The 17,154-nt window shown below is 62.5% G+C and carries 15 protein-coding genes; 6 read left to right on the top strand and 9 right to left on the bottom strand.

Features of this window, described 5'->3' with window-relative positions; all coding sequences use genetic code 11:
* The first annotated feature begins 477 nt into the window (after positions 1-477).
* Together QZ269_RS08310 and QZ269_RS08305 are read left to right on the top strand one after the other, a co-directional pair.
* Entirely contained in the window at positions 478-2,136 is a 1,659-nt protein-coding gene (locus QZ269_RS08310) for a ribonuclease J (RefSeq protein WP_291426200.1), read from the top strand.
* A gap of 134 nt (positions 2,137-2,270) precedes the next feature.
* Positions 2,271-3,011 (top strand): phosphodiester glycosidase family protein, encoded by a 741-nt coding sequence (locus QZ269_RS08305; protein ID WP_291426198.1) that lies wholly within the window; start codon positions 2,271-2,273, stop codon positions 3,009-3,011.
* Positions 3,012-3,260: 249 nt separating this feature from the next.
* Here the strand turns inward: QZ269_RS08305 and QZ269_RS08300 are convergent, their stop codons facing one another.
* Entirely contained in the window at positions 3,261-5,273 is a 2,013-nt protein-coding gene (locus QZ269_RS08300; RefSeq protein WP_291426196.1) for a DUF937 domain-containing protein, read from the bottom strand.
* Between the two features lie 419 nt (positions 5,274-5,692).
* Here QZ269_RS08300 and QZ269_RS08295 point away from each other — a divergent pair, with 419 nt between their 5' ends.
* Positions 5,693-6,547, top strand: coding sequence for a sulfurtransferase (locus QZ269_RS08295; RefSeq protein WP_291426194.1), 855 nt, complete (start codon positions 5,693-5,695; stop codon positions 6,545-6,547).
* Positions 6,548-6,639: 92 nt separating this feature from the next.
* Here QZ269_RS08295 and QZ269_RS08290 read toward each other — a convergent pair whose 3' ends face one another.
* Together QZ269_RS08290 and glmS are read right to left on the bottom strand one after the other, a co-directional pair.
* Positions 6,640-7,776 (bottom strand): tetratricopeptide repeat protein, encoded by a 1,137-nt coding sequence (locus QZ269_RS08290; RefSeq protein WP_291426192.1) that lies wholly within the window; start codon positions 7,774-7,776, stop codon positions 6,640-6,642.
* Positions 7,777-7,949: 173 nt separating this feature from the next.
* Positions 7,950-9,779 carry a glutamine--fructose-6-phosphate transaminase (isomerizing) gene (gene glmS / locus QZ269_RS08285; RefSeq protein WP_291426190.1) on the bottom strand — a complete coding sequence of 610 codons (1,830 nt, stop codon included), beginning with the start codon at positions 9,777-9,779 and terminating at the stop codon, positions 7,950-7,952.
* Positions 9,780-10,235: 456 nt separating this feature from the next.
* Here glmS and QZ269_RS08280 point away from each other — a divergent pair, with 456 nt between their 5' ends.
* From QZ269_RS08280 to fumC, 3 genes are all read left to right on the top strand, one after another.
* Complete coding sequence (locus QZ269_RS08280; protein ID WP_291426188.1) at positions 10,236-10,451, top strand: FmdB family transcriptional regulator; 216 nt, start codon at positions 10,236-10,238, stop codon at positions 10,449-10,451.
* Positions 10,448-11,548: a S1C family serine protease gene (locus QZ269_RS08275; RefSeq protein WP_291426186.1), complete on the top strand. Its 1,101-nt coding sequence runs from the start codon at positions 10,448-10,450 to the stop codon at positions 11,546-11,548. The genes QZ269_RS08280 and QZ269_RS08275 overlap by 4 nt, the downstream gene beginning before the upstream one ends.
* Before the next feature lie 68 nt (positions 11,549-11,616).
* Entirely contained in the window at positions 11,617-13,011 is a 1,395-nt protein-coding gene (gene fumC, locus QZ269_RS08270) for a class II fumarate hydratase (RefSeq protein ID WP_291426184.1), read from the top strand.
* 411 nt (positions 13,012-13,422) lie between these two features.
* On the opposite strand, the gene moaD is transcribed toward fumC, so the two are convergent.
* The 6 genes from moaD to QZ269_RS08240 all read right to left on the bottom strand — a co-directional run bounded on the left by moaD (position 13,423) and on the right by QZ269_RS08240 (position 16,974).
* A complete protein-coding gene (moaD, locus tag QZ269_RS08265; RefSeq protein ID WP_291426182.1) occupies positions 13,423-14,097 on the bottom strand; it encodes a molybdopterin converting factor subunit 1 in 675 nt (224 codons plus the stop codon).
* Between the two features lie 27 nt (positions 14,098-14,124).
* Positions 14,125-14,628 carry a 2-amino-4-hydroxy-6-hydroxymethyldihydropteridine diphosphokinase gene (folK, locus tag QZ269_RS08260; RefSeq protein ID WP_291426180.1) on the bottom strand — a complete coding sequence of 168 codons (504 nt, stop codon included), beginning with the start codon at positions 14,626-14,628 and terminating at the stop codon, positions 14,125-14,127.
* Positions 14,625-14,987, bottom strand: coding sequence for a dihydroneopterin aldolase (gene folB / locus QZ269_RS08255; RefSeq protein WP_291426178.1), 363 nt, complete (start codon positions 14,985-14,987; stop codon positions 14,625-14,627). Before folB ends, folK begins: the two co-directional genes overlap by 4 nt.
* Positions 14,988-14,996: 9 nt before the next feature.
* Positions 14,997-15,869, bottom strand: a complete 873-nt coding sequence (folP, locus tag QZ269_RS08250) for a dihydropteroate synthase (protein ID WP_291426177.1) — start codon at positions 15,867-15,869, stop codon at positions 14,997-14,999.
* Complete coding sequence (locus QZ269_RS08245; RefSeq protein ID WP_291426202.1) at positions 15,862-16,626, bottom strand: ImmA/IrrE family metallo-endopeptidase; 765 nt, start codon at positions 16,624-16,626, stop codon at positions 15,862-15,864. Before QZ269_RS08245 ends, folP begins: the two co-directional genes overlap by 8 nt.
* A gap of 90 nt (positions 16,627-16,716) precedes the next feature.
* Positions 16,717-16,974, bottom strand: a complete 258-nt coding sequence (locus tag QZ269_RS08240; protein ID WP_291426175.1) for an acyl-CoA-binding protein — start codon at positions 16,972-16,974, stop codon at positions 16,717-16,719.
* Positions 16,975-17,154: the final 180 nt, after the last annotated feature.

Here is a 17,154-nt window from a genome sequence, read left to right as displayed (position 1 = left end):
CTGCTCCAGCGATTGTGCGCCTGATGAAGAGGGCAGCATGGATACTCCGACGATATGGGCCTCAGACAGCCTCTTAGGACACCGAAGTTGATCTGTATCTGCCCAGCAAGTGGTGAGGGGGCCAGGAGTCGGAATTAGAGCAGTTCTGCGAATGATGGGCACGTCGGAACAACACCGCCGCCCCCCTTCATTCTCCGTCCTGCTCTTTCTTGTTCACTCGTTCCACTCGGCAAAAAGATGGTCAAAAGAGCACCACCCTTTTGCAAAATGCTCTAAGCGGAGTCCGTATTCCCCCCACGAGCAGTCACAAGCAGGCGGCGGCCACATCCGGCAAGGCGGGTGTGATAGGGTAGCTCTACCACGTTTTGGTGAGCTTCTAGCAGTTGCCAGACGACAAAACCCGTTTTCACCCCTTCATTCATGCCGCGCCTGACCGCGCTGCCAAAGCAATTCAGAGTTGTTTTCCACGGAGTCCTTATGACCAACCCCGAAACCCCGACCGTACCCGCCCTCGAAGTGATTCCCCTCGGAGGCATGGGCGAAATCGGCAAGAACATTTTCGCCTACCGCTACGCCGACGAGATCATGGTCGTCGATGGCGGCCTCGCTTTTCCCAAGGCCCACCAGATGGGCATCGACCTGATCATTCCCAAGATTGATTATCTGCTGGAGCACCAGCACCTGATCAAGGGCTGGATTCTGACCCACGGCCACGAAGATCACATCGGCGGCCTGCCGTACATCTTTCCGCGCCTGCCCCGCGTGCCGGTGTACGGCGCTCCGCTAACGCTGGGGCTGGTGCGCGAGAAGCTCTCCGAGTTCGGTATCAAAGACGGCGAGGTCGACCTGCGCGAGGTGCAGCTGACCGACAGCGTGCAGATCGGTGAGCATTTCAAGGTGGACTTCGTGCGGATGACCCACTCGATTCCCGACAACGCCGGGTACGTGCTGACTACCCCGGTCGGGCGCATCGTGCATACCGGCGACTTCAAGCTCGACGAGCAGCCCAGCGACGGCCAGCTGAGCGACCTCGGGCGCATCGAGCAGGCGGGTAAGGACGGCGTGCTGCTACTGATCAGCGACAGCACTAACGCCGAGCGCCCCGGCCACACGCCGAGCGAAACAGAAATCGCCAAAAATCTGGAAGACGTGATCGCCAATTGCAAAGGCCGCGTTTTCCTGACCACCTTTGCCAGCAATGTTCACCGCATTCAGAACGTTATCAAGCTGGCGCACCGCCAGAGCCGCCGGGTGGTCATGGAAGGCCGCTCGATGCTCAAATACGCGCAGGTCGCGCAGGGCCTGGGCCTGATGGAATTCCCCGACCCGCTGCTGACCAGTGAGGAAGTCGGCGAGTTGCAAGACCAGCAGATTCTGTTCGTATGCACCGGGTCACAGGGCCAGCCGATGGCTGTGCTGGGCCGCCTTGCCTTCGGCACGCATGCCAAGATCGCGCTGCGCCGGGGCGACACGGTTATTCTGAGCAGCAACCCGATTCCAGGCAACGAAGACGCCGTAAACCTGATCGTCAACCGCCTGTACGAGATCGGGGTAGACGTGATCTACCCGCCCGCCTACCGCATTCACGCCTCGGGGCACGCCTCACAAGAAGAACTGGCGACGGTGCTGAACCTCGCGCGGCCCAAGTTCTTTTTGCCCTGGCACGGGGAGCCGCGCCACCAGATCAACCATGCCAAGCTGGCGCAGACCCTCCCCCGCCCGCCCAAGCGCACCCTGATCGCCCAGAACGGCGACGTGGTGTCGGTCGGGCCGGACGAATTCCGCGTCAGTGGCACTGTGACCGCCGGGGCGATGTACGTAGATGGTCTGGGCGTGGGCGACGTGGGCGACGAGGTTCTGCTCGACCGCGTGAACATGAGCCAAGAAGGCATCGTCATCCTGAACGCCGTGCTGCACCCCACCGTGCATGTGGAAGTGGTCACGCGCGGCTTCGTGCGGCCCAACCGCGACCTCGACGACCAGATTCGCCGCGTGGCGCAGGAAGCCGTTGAGCAGGGCATGCGCGAGAAACGCCGCCTGGAAGACGTGCGCGACGATATGTACGGCGCGGTGCGGCGCTTTGTCCGCAAGGCCACGGGACGCAACCCGGTGCTGATTCCGATGCTGGTCGACTAAGACGAACTGCCGATTGAACCGGGCCGTTTTGGATTCAATCTGAGCGCAGGCCAGGGCGCATGAGGCTGACGTTGCCCCTGTAACGCCCCCCGGTAGTCACCCGCAAGAAACGGCCCTGTGACATGATGAAGCTGATGCGACTGTCTGTTCCCGTTGCCCTGTTGCTGCTGTTCCTCAGTGCGTGTACCCAGACCCAGGCCAGCACCGTGGTGCGCGTGACCAGCGGCGATATGCGGTATACGGTGGCGACGGTAGACCCCGCCCAGGACGACTTGCAACTGCGCTGGATTAACCCGACCACCGCTGCGCCTTACCGCACGTTTGCCGAGGTGCAGGCCCGGCTCGCCAAGGAGGGCAAGACCATGCTGTTTGCCACCAACAGCGGTATTTACGCGCCCGGCCTGAAACCGCTGGGCCTGCATATCGAGGGCAGCAAGACCCTGGTGGCGCTGAATAATGCCCGCCACGGCGGCAACTTTGCGCTGCTGCCCAACGGCGTGTTCTGGGTGCGGGGCAAACAGGCGGGGGTCACCGAAACCCAGGCGTACCGGGCGGCCAACCTGAACCCCACCTATGCCACGCAGTCGGGGCCGCTGCTGGTGCAGGGCGGTAGGCTTCACCCCGAGTTCAACCGGGCAGGCACCAGTTTTAAGGTACGCAGCGGCGTGGGCGTGTGCGAAGGCGGCAAGATCAAATTTGCAATCAGCGCGGGGCCGGTCAACTTCTACACCTTCGCCGCGTTTTTCCGCGATGAACTGAGGTGCCCCGACGCCCTTTACCTGGATGGCAGCATCAGCGCCTACGCCACACCAGACACCGACACCCAGTTGCGCGATTTCGCGGGTATTTGGACAGTCAGCCGCACGAAAAGGTAAGACGAACTGCCCATTGAACCGGGCCTTCTGGATTCAATCCGAGCGGAGGCGAGCAGGAAAGATGCGGGTTCCGGGGTACAGGCGGCACCTTCTTGACCAAAACGGCACCCATGATGGGGCCTGGTCGCTTCCCCACTGCGGGTGCAATGGAGCGGAATCCATATCCGCTGCCCGACCATCAGACGCTGAACCAGAAGAGAAAAAAAGTGGGCCACCCTCCGCAGAGAAGTGGCCCGCCCTGGTTAGGACTCAGTTGACGGTGATATTGATGACGCTCAGAGGAGCCGCCGCCGCGTCGCCGGTGGGGCGCACTTCGTAGGTGACTTTGCCCTTGCCGGGCTTGCTCTCGTAGCTCCAGCCACAGGTGCCGTCGAGGGCAATCGCCTTCGTACCGACGACCCGGTCGCCGCGCTTGACAGTCACGGTGTAGCCGGTGCCCTGACCCACGCCGCCGAACAAGAAGGGTTCGTTAACTGTCTCGCCGTCCTTCATGCTCAGGGTGTAGTCCTTAGTGCAGTTGGCAGCGCTGGCATCGGTAGCCCCGATGGTGGTCGCCACGTTGCCCAGTTCGGCGCCGTCGGCTCCTTTCACGCTGTAGGTGTGGGCACCTGCGGCGGGGCTGGGCACGTCCTGACTCCAGGTGCCGTCGCTGCCAACCGTGACCTTACCGAGGCTGGTGCCGTCTTGGAACACTTCGATCTCGTCGCCCGCCTTGCCGGTGCCCTTGAGGGCAAAGCCGCCAGCAGGCAGCTTGGCACCGGCGGCGGGATCGGTGATGGCAAAGGTGCCGGTGTTAGTCGCGGCTGCGGGAGTGGTCGCGGGCGCAGTTTTGGTGTCGCCGGTCGGAGTCGCAGTGGTCGCAGGCTTGGGCCTCAGCAACCAGCAGCCGCCCAGCAGCAAAAGCAGCAGCAGCGGAATGAGCCACCACGGGAAACCGCCACGCTTTTCGGTGGTGACTGGGGCGACCGGGGCCGGGGCCGGGGTCACGGTGGGGGGCGCAGGGGGCACGGCCACGACCGGAGTCTTGACTTCGGGTTCAGCCTTGGCCACGATTACCTCGGGCGGCTTGACCGCGACATGGGGGGCCACGGCGCTACCGCCCAGCAGAGCGCCCAGACCAGTCAGGCCAGCAGGCAGCAGGCCGGTAAGGTGGGAAGTGTTGATCCCGCCCAGCAGGCCACTGAGCGCCGAGCCGTTCATGCCCGTGCTGTGCTTGCCCAGAACTGAGAGCACCAGCGGGGACAGCAGGGCCAACAGGCGTGAAGCGTTGCTACCGCTGCCGCCCAGCGCCGAGCCGAGGCGTCCGGAAATCTCGTCGACATTGCCAAACAGGCCGCCCAGCAGGCCGCGCCCCTGACCTTCGACGCGGGCCAGTTCGGCGCTGTCACCCAGCAGGGTGGCATTGAGCTGCCCGTTCTGGCCCGTCAGGCCCGAAAACTGGGAGGTCAGCTTGAGTAAGTCGCTGGCTCCGGCTTCAGTCTTTCCTTTGCTGACGATGGCGTTCAGAAGTACCGGCAGCGCACCCTGCACGGCGCGGCCCGCCGCATTACCATTGAAGCCCGCTGCCGCCCCGAGCTTGTCGGCGGCGGCCCCGCTAAACTGCGCCTTGAGCAGATCGAGAAGGCCGCCCGCGCCGCCTGCACTGCCTAGAGCAGCGGCACCGAGACCCGCCGCCGCCGCGCCAGCGGCACCGGCCACTGCTGCTGCGCCCGTGTTCACGGCGTTGCTGGCTACGTTTGCACCGGTATTAACCGCACCGCCCACAGTGTTTGCGGCACCGTTCGCTGCGCCCAGGGTGCCGCCCAGACCACTGAAGGGGCTGAGCATCGAGCCGATGTTGCTTGCGTTCATGCCGTGGCGGCCCAGCAGGCTAAGCACCAGCGGCAGGGCCATTTGCAGGATTTTTTGCACGCCGCCGACACTGCCGCCGACCTGTCTGGTCACCGTGTTGACGATGTTCTCGGACTTGGCACCGATCAGGGCGGGGACGAGCAACTCACCGGCACGCTGAAGGTTAGACGCGCCGTCGCTGGCGCTAAGCACTTCAGTGATGCTACCGAACTGCGGCAGGCTGGACACGGCTTCGAGCACCTGCTTCTGGCCTTCGGGGTGGGCGGCGTGTTCGGCCAATGCACTGAGCTGCATAGGCAGACCCGACGCCAGAGCCTTTTGCGCCACAGTACCGTCGAGGCCTACAACCTGTCCCAGTCGCTGCGCGTTGTCGCCATCAAAATAAGACTGGATAAGATCGCTGATATTCATATGCCCTCCTATGCCCGTCACTGTTCTCAGGTCGGTCTAACCGGCAGCGCTGGGCAAGCACCTAAGTGTAACCAAACCGACTCTTTGACTGTTATTTCTTAAAGATTGCCTTATGTCCAGCCGGTCATGGATGCTGATCAGTGGTGGCTGGGGGAAGTGTGGCTGGGGGAAGTGTAGATCATCCAGGTGCTTTTCCCGAAGGACCGGAACTGTACCTGGCCACCACCTTTGGCTCGGGTCGGGGTTCAAACAGCCTCTCACCTGCTTCTAGACCCGCCAGCTTCTTAGGAAAACCGTCCGCTCCACCTGGAGGAAGTCCGTCGGTACCGCCTGCGGGTAGATTGCTTCCCGACCACCAGCGGTGAGGTGTCGTGACCAGTGCAACGTATCCCCTCCAGCCGCTTGGCTTACCCTAAAGCATGATCCCAGCGCCCCTCAAGTCGGCCCAGTGGCTTACCGAACAGCTTCAGAACCAGCAGTTACGCGTGCTGGACTGCCGCTACAACATGAGCGACCCGCTGATCGGGCGCGTGGCCTACATGCAGGGCCATGTTCCCGGCGCGGCCTACGCCGACCTCGAAACTGACCTGAGTGCTCCGGTACGCCCGGACGGTGCGGGGGGCCGCCATCCGCTGCCTGACCCGCAGGCATTGGCCAAGTGGCTGGGCAGCCTGGGCATCGGCAACGACAGCGTGGTGGTGTGCTACGACGACCCTACCGGCGGCCAGGGCTACTACGCCGCCCGCGCCTGGTGGCTGCTGCGTTGGCTGGGGCACCGCGAGGTGTACGTGCTGGACGGCGGCTGGCCCATGTACCTGGCAGCAGGCGGAGCCGTCAGTACCGACGAAGCTGTGCCCACGCCCACAACCTTCAAAGCCGACGTGCAGACCGACCTGCTGGCCACTGCCGCCGACGTGCAGCGGCGCGGGCCAGACGTGCTGCTGATCGATTCACGGGCACCGCAGCGCTACGCCGGAGCAACAGAGCCGCTCGACAAGAAGGCGGGCCACATTACCGGCGCGGTCAACCGGAACTGGGCCGACGCGCAGCACCCGGAAGGCACCTTTAAACCGGCGGCGGCGCAGGCCGCAAGGCTGGCGGCGGGCGACCGACCGACCGTGACCTACTGCGGCAGCGGGGTGAGCGCTACGACCAACCTGATGGCCCGCGAACTGGCAGGCGTACCCCTGGGGCCACAAAACCGCCTGTACGCCGGATCGTGGAGCGACTGGATCAGCGACGACAGCCGCGAAATTGCGACTGGAATGGAATAACTTTCAGACCAATCAGAAAAGCGGCTCGCGCCTGATTTATGCGGGGGCGAGCCGCTTTTCGTGTCCTGCCGGGGTTTATTTCCTGCCGGGGTTTATTTGCCCTGCTGCGCCAGTTGCAGGTAATAGGCGCTGCTCTTGTCGGTAGGGTCGAGGGCCACCGCCTTGCTGTAAGCCTCAGCCGCCGCCGGGAAGTTCTTGGCCTCGTACTGCACCCGGCCCACCCAGGCCCAGGCTTTGGCGTAAGTGGGGTTTTGCGTGGCCGCCTGCGTGAACCCGGACAGCGCCGCCGCCCTGTCGCCCGCCACGTATTGGTTGTAGGCCGCGCGGAAGGTCTGCACCGCGCCCAGGCCGTATTGAAGCCCTTCCCGGGCCAGCCCGAGGTTATAGGCGTCGCTTTTGTCAGTGCTGGGCAGCGCCGAAACGCCCCTGTAGGCGTCCACAGCGGCCTGGGCATTCCCAAGTTCCAGCGCTAGGCGGCCCGCTTCCCGCCACGCCTCGGCAAAGTTGGGGGCCGCCCGCGCCGCTTCCTGGAACTTGGCGAGGGCCTGTTCCTTGCGCCCGGCGTCGAGTTCGATATAGGCCTGACTGAACGCCTGGGTGGCGGCGGGGCCATACGTTCCGGCACTCTTGGCCAGGCCGCTGAAGTACGCCAGCGTCTTGTCGTTCGGGCTGAGTTGCAGGGCCTGGGCGTAGTAGTTCTGAGCGCGGGTGTACTCGCCCGCTTCAAGCGCGGTGCGGGCCGCCCAGCTGCTGCACAGCACATTCTGTGGGTCCAGTTTCAGGCAGCGGTCGAAGTAGGCCGCCGCCTGACTGGGGCTCTGGCGCGTGTAAGCTGCGTACCCCAGGTTGTACTGGGCAATCGCCGCCGTATGGTCGGCCGCCGTGCCCGCCCTCGGCACTGCCCGGTAATAAGCACTCCAGGCGGCCTCGGCCTTTTTCCAGAAGCCGATTTCGGTATACAGCTGTGCACGGAGTTTAAGGTAATCCGGGTTGCCGGGGTCGGCGGCCACAGCGGCCTCGGCGGCGTCGGCGGCCTGTCGCCAGAGCGTCTGGTCAATGGCGTAATGCCCGGCCTGATAGGTGGCGCGGGCTTTAGCGGCCAGGGCAGTAGAGGTCGCGGCCCACTGCGCCGCCGTTTGCGTGGGCGGCGCAGGCTGAGACGGGTTGGTTTGGGCCGCCGCCGTGGAAGCCAGCAGGGCCACGGTCAGCAGAGGCAGGATTCGGTTCATGCTCCCAGTGTCCCGACTCCTTACGAGTACAGTATGGGGAACAGGTAAAGAGGCACTGAAAGAGCCACGGCCCAGTTGCGCGGGCAGCGGCCATGGCCAATCTGGGTTTGTCACAGCGACCCGTCGAATTGAAGGAACATCTGTCCAGGCGGCTGTAGGCAGGGGGGGCTGAATTACTCGACGGTCACGGCCTTAGCGAGGTTGCGGGGTTTGTCTACGTCCTTGCCGAGCTTCTGGGCAATAAAAATGGAGAGCAGTTGCAGCGCCACCGCGTTGACCACCGGGCTGACCATCTCGTCGGCGCGGGGCACGTAGATCACGTCGTCGCCGTAGCGGGCGTTCTCGGTGTCGCCGTCAGAGAGTAGCAGAATCACCCGGCCTTTGCGGGCGCGGACTTCCTGCACGTTGCTGATGGTCTTTTCGAGCAGCTTGCTCTCGGTGGCGATCACAACCACCGGCATGTGCTCGTCGATCAGCGCAATCGGGCCGTGCTTCATTTCCCCGGCGGCGTAGGCTTCGGCGTGAATGTAGCTGATTTCCTTGAGCTTCAGCGCCCCCTCGTAAGCTGTAGGGCTGTTCACGCCGCGCCCCAAGAACAGGAAGTCGCGGGAGTCGGCGTACTTCTCGGCAATGGCCCGGATGTTCTCGACGCGCTCAGGCTCCAGTGCGGCCTCGACCAGACGCGGCAGTTCGCGGGCCGAGTGCAGCAGTTTGCGCCCCGCAGTCTCATCCAGCGTGCCACGGGCGCGGCCCAGCCACAGCGCCAGCATCAGCATCGCGCTGACCATGCTGGTATACGCCTTGGTGCTCGCCACGCCGATCTCGGGACCAGCGTGGATGTACAGCGTGTCATCGACCTCGCGGGTCATGCTGCTCCCCTTGGCGTTGATGATGCCCAGGGTCTTGGCGCCGTACTTCTTGGCCTCGCGTAGCGCCTCGAGCGTGTCGATGGTCTCGCCGCTCTGACTCATCACGATGGCGAGGGTGTTTTCGCTGACCAGTGGGTTGCGGTAGCGGTATTCCGACGCCACGTCGATGTCTACCGGGATGCGTGCCAGCTGCTCGATCAGGTATTCGCCGACCATCCCAGCGTAAAAGGCCGTGCCACACGCGATGATGCTGATGCGCTTGAAGCTGGCCGGGTCGAGGTTGATATCCAGATTGACCTGCCCGGTATCGTCGTGCAGACGACCGATCAGCGTGTTGGTGAGGGCGTTGGGCTGCTCGTAGATTTCCTTCATCATGTAGGAGTCGTACCCGCCCTTCTCGGCGGCCTCGGCGTCCCAGTCGATATGCTCGATTTCGCGCCTGACCTCGTTGCCTTTCAGGTCAGTGACCTTGAAGCCGTCGTCGTGCAAAACCACCATGTCGCCGTCGTGCAAAAAGACCATTTCGCGGGTGTAGGGCAGCAGCGCGGGCACATCCGAGGCCAGGAACATTTCGCCCTCGCCTACCCCCATCACCATCGGCGACACGGTGCGGGCCGCCACGATCTCGCGGTGATCCACGTGCGTCACCACGATGCCGTAAGCGCCACGCACGTCGCCCAGCGCCAGCCGCACGGCTTCGTACAGGTCGCCCCCGGCCTGCTGGTACTTTTCTTCGATCAGGTGAACCAGCACTTCGCTGTCGGTTTCACTGCTGAACTTGTGCCCACGCTTGAGCAGTGCTTCTTTCAGCGGTAGATAATTCTCGATGATGCCGTTGTGAATGATGACGATCTTGCCGTCCTCGCTGGCGTGCGGGTGGGCGTTGGTATCGTTCGGCAGGCCGTGGGTGGCCCAGCGCGTATGGCCGATGCCCAGCGTGCCGTGCAGGGGACGCTGTTCCAGCACGGTGGCCAGATTCGCCAGCTTGCCCGCCTTTTTCTCGACGCTGATGTGCCCGCCGTCTCTGATCGCCACGCCCGCCGAGTCGTATCCCCGGTACTCCAGCTTGGAAAGGCCCGAAATGAGAACGTCCTGCGCCTGACGGGTGCCGATATAACCTACGATTCCGCACATAAATGCTCCTTCGGAGCGGTCTAAAGGTCTAGCAAGTCTAAGGGTCTAAGACCATTGGACGGGTCAACCATCAGGCTGCTCCGGGGTGTCAAATTTTAAATTTTGTGCATCTTACCCGGCCTTATGTCCGTATTGCTACGGGGGTTATCGCCGCGTTTCACATCCGGTAACCGAACGTCGGGTAGGCCCTGATTGCCTGGCCTGGAAGCATCCGCAGAAACTCGCTGACTTCCACCTCGTATCCCGTAAAGGGCTATGCCTTAAACCTTTACGGGCCTTGCGCTGCCCTGTTTGTGTGAACCTGACACCAAAGGTTCGCTGGTTAACATAGCATTTCCGGCACCCTAGCTACCCTGAGTACATCACTCAAGCTTTGCCAAATATTACCGGGCGGCTCCCCTGCTAGGATAGAGGGGCAAACGGAGTAAAAACCTCCGCCACAAGGACACTTCACCCATGCCTACGTACCTGTACAAGAATCTCGAAACTAGCGAAATCTACGAAATCAAGCAGAGCATGAAAGACGCCCCGCTCACCACCCATCCCGAAACGGGCGCAGCCATCAAGCGCGTGCTGGCCCGGCCCGGCATCGCGTTCAAGGGCAGCGGCTTTTATGTCAACGACTCCCGCAAGGAAAAATCCAGCGAGGGCGGGGGCGGCGGCGGCGAGTGAACCGCGCGCGCGTTCTGGGCGTCACGGCCCTGCTGCTGGCGGCGAGCAGTTCGGCGTACCTCATAGGCCGCGTCAGCGCACAAAAAGCCCTGGTGACCAACGACGAGATCAACACCGTCGAGGTTACTCAGGCAGCGATTCCCGCCGTCGTGCGAATCGACAATCGCCTGCGCCCGGAAGTGCTGCAACAGGGTGACGACCCCCTGGAAGTGGGCAGCGGGTTTTTCATCAAGAAAGACCTGATCGTAACGAATTACCACGTCATCAAGGACTACGACTCGCTGACGGTGGTGCTGTATAACGGCCGCCGCGCCCCGGCCAAAGTCGAGGGAGTCGATCCGGGCATCGATCTGGCCCTGCTGCGCGTCACCGGAGTCACCGCTCCCAAGACCCTGGGCTTCGGCAGCAGCGCCCGCCTGATTCCGGGGCAGAAGCTCATCGCGGTGGGCACGCCCCTGCGCTTTCAGAACTTCGTGAGCACCGGGATTTTTAGCGTGCTTGCCAACCCCGGGGACGTGCCGCGCAACGACGGCCTCGGGCAGGAAATCCCGCAGTACATTGTCACCACGGCCAGCATCCAGGGGGGCAGCAGCGGCGGCCCGGTGTTCGATTCGCGCGGCGCGGTGGTTGCTGTTGCCGATGCCAGCGCCGCACCGACCAACTTCGTACCCGGCGTGATCGGGATCGCCATTCCCGGCGACCTCATCAAACAGAGCGTGGACGATCTGCAAAAAGATGGCGTGCCCCAGCGCGGCAGCCTGGGCGTCACGCTGCACGATCTGGGCGAACTTGACCCGGCCCTGCGCCAGCTCGCGGGCCTCAGCAGCAGCGAGGGGGCGCTGGTCTGGGACGTTCCGGCGGGAAGTGCCGGAGCACGTGCGGGCCTGCGCGGTTCGTTGCGTAACACCAAAGATCAGCTGCTGGCCCCGCTGGGCGACATTATCGTGGCGGTAGACAACCAGCGGGTCAAGAACACCTTCGATGTAGCCCGGCTGGTCGCCGCCAAGCGCCCCGGCCAGACTGTGACCCTTAAGGTGTGGCGCAACAAGAAAGCCGTGAACGTCAAGGTCACGCTGCTTAAACGCACGCTGCGCTGAAGTCGGAAGAAAGGCCGCAGGTGTGCCCTGATCCGGTAACACCCGCCGCGCCGTAAACTGAAGCCGTTATGACCAAAACCCGCAGCGAATCCGACACCATGGGCAAACTCGACGTCGACGCCAGCAAATACTGGGGCGCACAGACCGAGCGCAGCATTCACAATTTCCCGATTGGGCGCGACACCTTCGTGTGGGGCCGCCCCGTCATCCGGGCGCTGGGCATCCTGAAAAAAGGCGCGGCGCAGGCCAACGCCGAGTTGGGCGAACTGCCTTCACACATCGCCGACCTGATCGTAAAGGCCGCCGACGAGGTGATTTCCGGACAGCTGGACGAGCATTTCCCGCTGGTGGTCTTCCAGACCGGCTCCGGCACCCAGAGCAACATGAACGCCAACGAGGTCATCAGTAACCGCGCCATAGAGCTGGCGGGCGGCGAGATGGGCAGCAAAACGCCCGTACACCCCAACGACCACGTCAACCGGGGCCAGAGCAGCAACGACACCTTTCCCACCGCCATGCATATCGCCGTGGTGCTGGAACTCAACGAGCGGCTGTACGGCGCGGTCAGCAAGCTGCGGGACACCCTGCATGCCAAGTCTGTGCAGTACAGCGGGCTGGTCAAGGTGGGCCGCACCCACTTGCAAGACGCCACGCCCATTACGCTGGGCCAGGAAATCGGCGGCTGGGTCGCGCAACTCGACTACGCGCTGGCCGAGGTCAAGCACGCGGGCGAAGGACTGCTTGACCTCGCCATCGGGGGCACGGCGGTCGGCACGGGCCTGAACGCCCACCCTAAATTCGGTGACCTCGCCGCCCAAAAATATGAAGCCGAGACAGGCTACAAATTCCGCAGCGCCGAGAATAAATTCGCTGCGCTGAGCGCCCACGACGCGCTGGTGCAAACCTCCGCCGCGCTGCGTACTCTGGCGGGCGCACTGATGAAGATGGCGAACGACGTGCGCTGGCTGGCCTCTGGCCCCCGCAACGGCATCGGCGAAATCACCATCCCCGAGAACGAACCCGGCAGCAGCATCATGCCCGGCAAGGTCAACCCCACCCAGTCCGAAGCCATGACGATGGTCGCCACCCGCGTCTTTGGCAACGACGCCACCGTCGCCTTCGCGGGCAGCCAGGGCAACTTTCAGCTCAACGTGTTCAAGCCGGTAATGGTTCACGCCGTACTGGAAAGCATCCGCCTGATAGCCGACGCCTGCCTCGCCTTCAACGACTACTGCGCCGTGGGCATCGAACCTAACGAGGCTAAAATCAAGGCTAACCTAGACACCAACCTCATGCAGGTCACCGCCCTGAACAAGCACATCGGCTACGACAAAGCCGCCGCGATTGCCAAGAACGCCCACAAGAAGGGCCTCTCGCTCAAAGAATCGGCGCTGGAACTGGGTTACGTCACCGAGGAAGAATTTGCCAAGTGGGTCGTGCCGCTGGACATGACGCATAGCTGAGGCCAACTCCGCTCAATTCCGTCCGAAGTTGGGAGGCGACCAGACCCCTTCAAGGGTGCCGTTTTGGTCGGGAGGCGACCAGGCTTGCTCAAGCGAGTCCGTTTTGCCCAAGCGCCTGGACAGAGTGATACGGATTCCGCTAAATTCCGCCACAGTCGGGAAGACACCGCCTGCGGCTCCATACCGCGAAACCCGTATGTTGTTCCTACTCGCATTCGCTCGGATTGATTCGGAACTGCACCAAATCAATCGGAATCCGTATGAGTAGGCAAAAAGAAGCGCCCGGTGGAAGTGAACCGGCTTCGGGCGCTTTCCCCAGATACGCGGAACTGTAACCGGAAGCTCCTCATCGCCTCCGCACGGATTGAATTCAACACTGCCCAGCTCAAGCGGCAGTCTGTATGAGGAGTTCTACAAAGTCTCATGCCCCGTTTGCCCGGCGACCCAGTGCTGGCCGTCCTCGTCGGCCTCGTGTTTCCAGACCGGCACATTCACTTTCAGGTACTCGATCAGAAAGTCGCACGCTTCCAGCGCGGCGCGGCGGTGCGGGCTGGCGACCCCGATCAGGATGCTGGCGTCGCCGGGAAACAGTTTGCCGGTGCGGTGCTGAAGGTACACCCGCAGTTCGCCATGTTTTTCTCGGGCGGCGGCGGCGGCTTCGTGCATGACCTTACGGGCCAGCGGCGCAAAGCCCTCGTACTCGATAAATTCCACCTGTTTTCCGCTATTAGGACTGCGGACCGTGCCTACAAAATAGGCCTGAGCACCGTACTCGGGCCGCACCAGGAAGGCGTCGGCTGTGGAAAGGCTTAGTACAGCTGGGGTGATTTCGCAGAGGGTATCGCCCTGACTTCCACCAGCCACCGGCGGCAAAAACGCGACCTCTTCTCCCTCACTGAGCACCTGATCGGGCGCCGCATAGGTTTCATTGACGGCTACCATGCAACCTTTCAGGCTTACACCATGCTGCGCCTCGACCAGTGCCGCCACGGTCCGCACACTTGACCCCGGCGGTACTTCCACAGAAAGCTGCTCAACGCCCACTTCACGCTTTAGCTGGGCAAAAAAGACCACGTTCACTTGCATGCGGGCAGGCTAGCACCCCAGCAGCCTCTACCAGTTTTCTTCCAGTGTCCTAATTCCGCCCAGTCCGGCCCTCGCTAATGCAGCAGCCACCGTTTCCCCACTCACCGGATGGCGCAGCTCGGGATCGAGGTCGGCCAGTGGAGCCAGCACAAAAGCCCGTTCCCAGGCGCGGGGGTGAGGGAGTTCAGGCGGCCCGGTTTGCACCAGATCGCCGTAGACAATCAGGTCAAGGTCCAGCACCCGCGCTTCCCAGCGCTGATGGCGCTCGCGCCCGGCACGGTCTTCGATCTTATGCAGGGCTGCAAGAAGCGGCCCCGGCGCAAGCGATGTTTCCATCCGCAAAGCCGCGTTCAGATAATCAGGCTGCCCGGCGGGGCCACCAACCGCAACCGTGCGGTAAAGGCGTGATTGACCGGTGAGCTGCCCCAGCCCGCTCAGTTCCTCTTTGGCCCGTCGCAGCGTCGGTAAAGGCTGGCCCAGATTGGCCCCCAGCGCCACGTAAACGGCCTGATTGGACAAGTTCGGCCTCATCCCGTGCCCTGAACCAGGGTCAGTTCGGCGTAAACGTCCCGGAAAATCCCCGGAATGGGCGCAAACGGCTTGTGAACCCGCACCGTAACCCGCTCCAATCTGGGCTGCTCATGCAGGATACGCTGGGCGACGCGGTTCGCGAGCACCTCGATCAGCTGATGCGTCTGCTCGGTTACTTCCTGGCGGATCACTTCGTACACGGCAGCGTAATTGACAGCTTCATTCAGGTCGTCGGCCATTCCGGAAAAGTCGTAATACAGTTCGGCGTCCACCACGAACCGTGCCCCCAGGACACCTTCAGACTCAAAAACGCCGTGTCTGGCATGAAACTCCAGACCTTCCAGAACGACCCGTGACATGTCCAGAGTCTAGCCGCCCACAGACTGCTCGATTCTTTGCTGTACCCGAAGCGCCTGCACATGCTCGCTAGCGGCGTGCGCGCGCACCATGGCCGCGCCGTGCCGCGCCGAATGCAGGTGCAGGGCCAGGCTGCCGGGATCACGCTTGGCCGCCTCCGGTACGTCGGCAAGGAAGTCGATGGTCTTCTTGCGGCTGGCGGCCATCAGTACGGGGTTCTCACCCGCTGCGAGGTCGCCCACTGCCCGGATCAGGGCCAGATTATGCTCCAACGTCTTGCCAAAGCCGACTCCTGGGTCAAGCAGCACCGATGGCACGCCCGCAGCCTTGACCTCAGCGGCCCGCTGCCGCAGGTAGCCATGCACCTCGGCCACCACATCGTCATATCTCGGCTGGTGCTGCATGGTGCGCGGCTCGCCCTGCATGTGCATGATGCACGCGGCGGCCCCAGCTTCCGCACAGACCCGCACCATTTCAGACTGGCTTAAGCCCGTCACATCGTTGATCAGGTGTGCCCCCGCTTTCAGAGCCGCCGCCGCGACTTCCGGCTTCATGGTGTCCACGCTGATCAGCACGTCCAGTTCCCGTAACGCGCGGATCACTGGCAACACCCGGTCAAGCTCAGTGGCCGCGTCGACCGGGTCGGACCCTGGACGGGTGCTCTCGCCACCTACATCAAGCATAAAGACCCCACTGTCCCGCATGCTCCGCGCAGAAGCCAAAGCCATGTCAACCGAAAAATGCCGTCCACCATCACTGAAGCTGTCCGGAGTGGCATTCAGGATTCCCATGACAGCGCAGCCCTGCCAAAGTACGCTCCAACCTTCAGCGGTTCTGCGGCCTCCTGGAACCTCGAACCTGAAACTCAGCTGGTGATTACCCATTTTCTTCCTTCAAATCGTGAAACGTAAAACTGGCCGTGACGGCAAAGCCACGCGCCGGATAGGCGACAACATAGGCGGGCATCCTGCGCCCGGAGCGAAACGGCACGTAGCTCTGCTCGCTCATCTCGAATCCAGTGTCAAGCGCCCGCGCAATAGGATGATCGTCCGGAATAACGGTCCCCGGACGAATCGAATACTTGACCCCCGGCGACGCTCCGAACACCCGAACCGAGAGAGCTTTTAACGCCCCTGCTGCCTCTTCTTGCTCCTGACGGCTTACCGCGCAGACGGTATACAGCGTGGGCTGCGGCGTCTGCTCGGCCAGCGCATAGAGGGCTGTCGAGTGGCTGACATCCGCCCGCCTCGCCAGCTCCGCCAGTGTGCGGCCCGTATAGCCAAAGCGCTGTGTCATTTCGTTCATGAGACTCTGGGGCATCAAAAGTGAAGCTGCCCCCACATTACACAGACTTTCGATGACCTCTTCGAGCCGCTCACCCTCAAAAGCGTCGTGAATATCGCTCAACAGGTCGTCGTCATCCAGAAGGAGCGCGTGACTGATCTCATGGGCCAGGGTAAAACGCTGCCGCTCCGGTCTGACCTTACTATTGATCAGGATGACGTGATGCTCAGGGTCATAGGCGCCGTCGCGCTCACCCATCGGCATATACTTAAGTTCGATCCCGTCTAGGCCCAGAATCAGGCTGTGGGCATCAAGTCCAGGCACCCGCTGGCTATAAGCGCTAGCAAGTTCGCGCATCCTGGCTTTGGCTGCTGCCAATGCCGCTGAGGAATCAGTCACGTTGGCAGCTTAGCAAGCTATTCCTATTCAGGCACTCACCCCGTAATGTCAGTGCTGATCTGCCAAGAGCAGTTGCTCGACCAGCGCGACATATTCTTGCTGGGCCTGCTCCTGCGGCTTACCCTGATGTTCACTCCAGGCGTCATACTTCGCTCCACCCACAAAATCAAACCCACCAGGGCGCTTACCCGATACGTCGCCTTCACTCCCTTGTTTGTAAAGGGCATACAGTTTGAGCAAAACATCATTGCCCGGCTTCTTGGTCAGCTTGTTTACATCCTGTTGAGCCTGTTCAAAAGTCAGCATGGGTTCACTTTAGCGAAAAAACTGAACTCGGTATAGGAGAGAGTAAAAATCATAAGACAGCGCAAAGCCCCCCAGTTTCCTGGGGGGCCTAAAGGTCAGATGGTAAAGAAGAGAAGTGTGTTGTGGAGCGCTTTAGAAAGGAGGTGATCCAACCGCACCTTCCGGTACAGTTACCTTGTT

It is taken from the genome of Deinococcus sp. (genome assembly GCF_018260405.1).
Taxonomy (GTDB): Bacteria; Deinococcota; Deinococci; order Deinococcales; family Deinococcaceae; genus Deinococcus.
The sequence above is the reverse complement of the archived record's forward strand: the minus strand, read 5'-3'. Positions and strand labels throughout refer to the sequence as shown.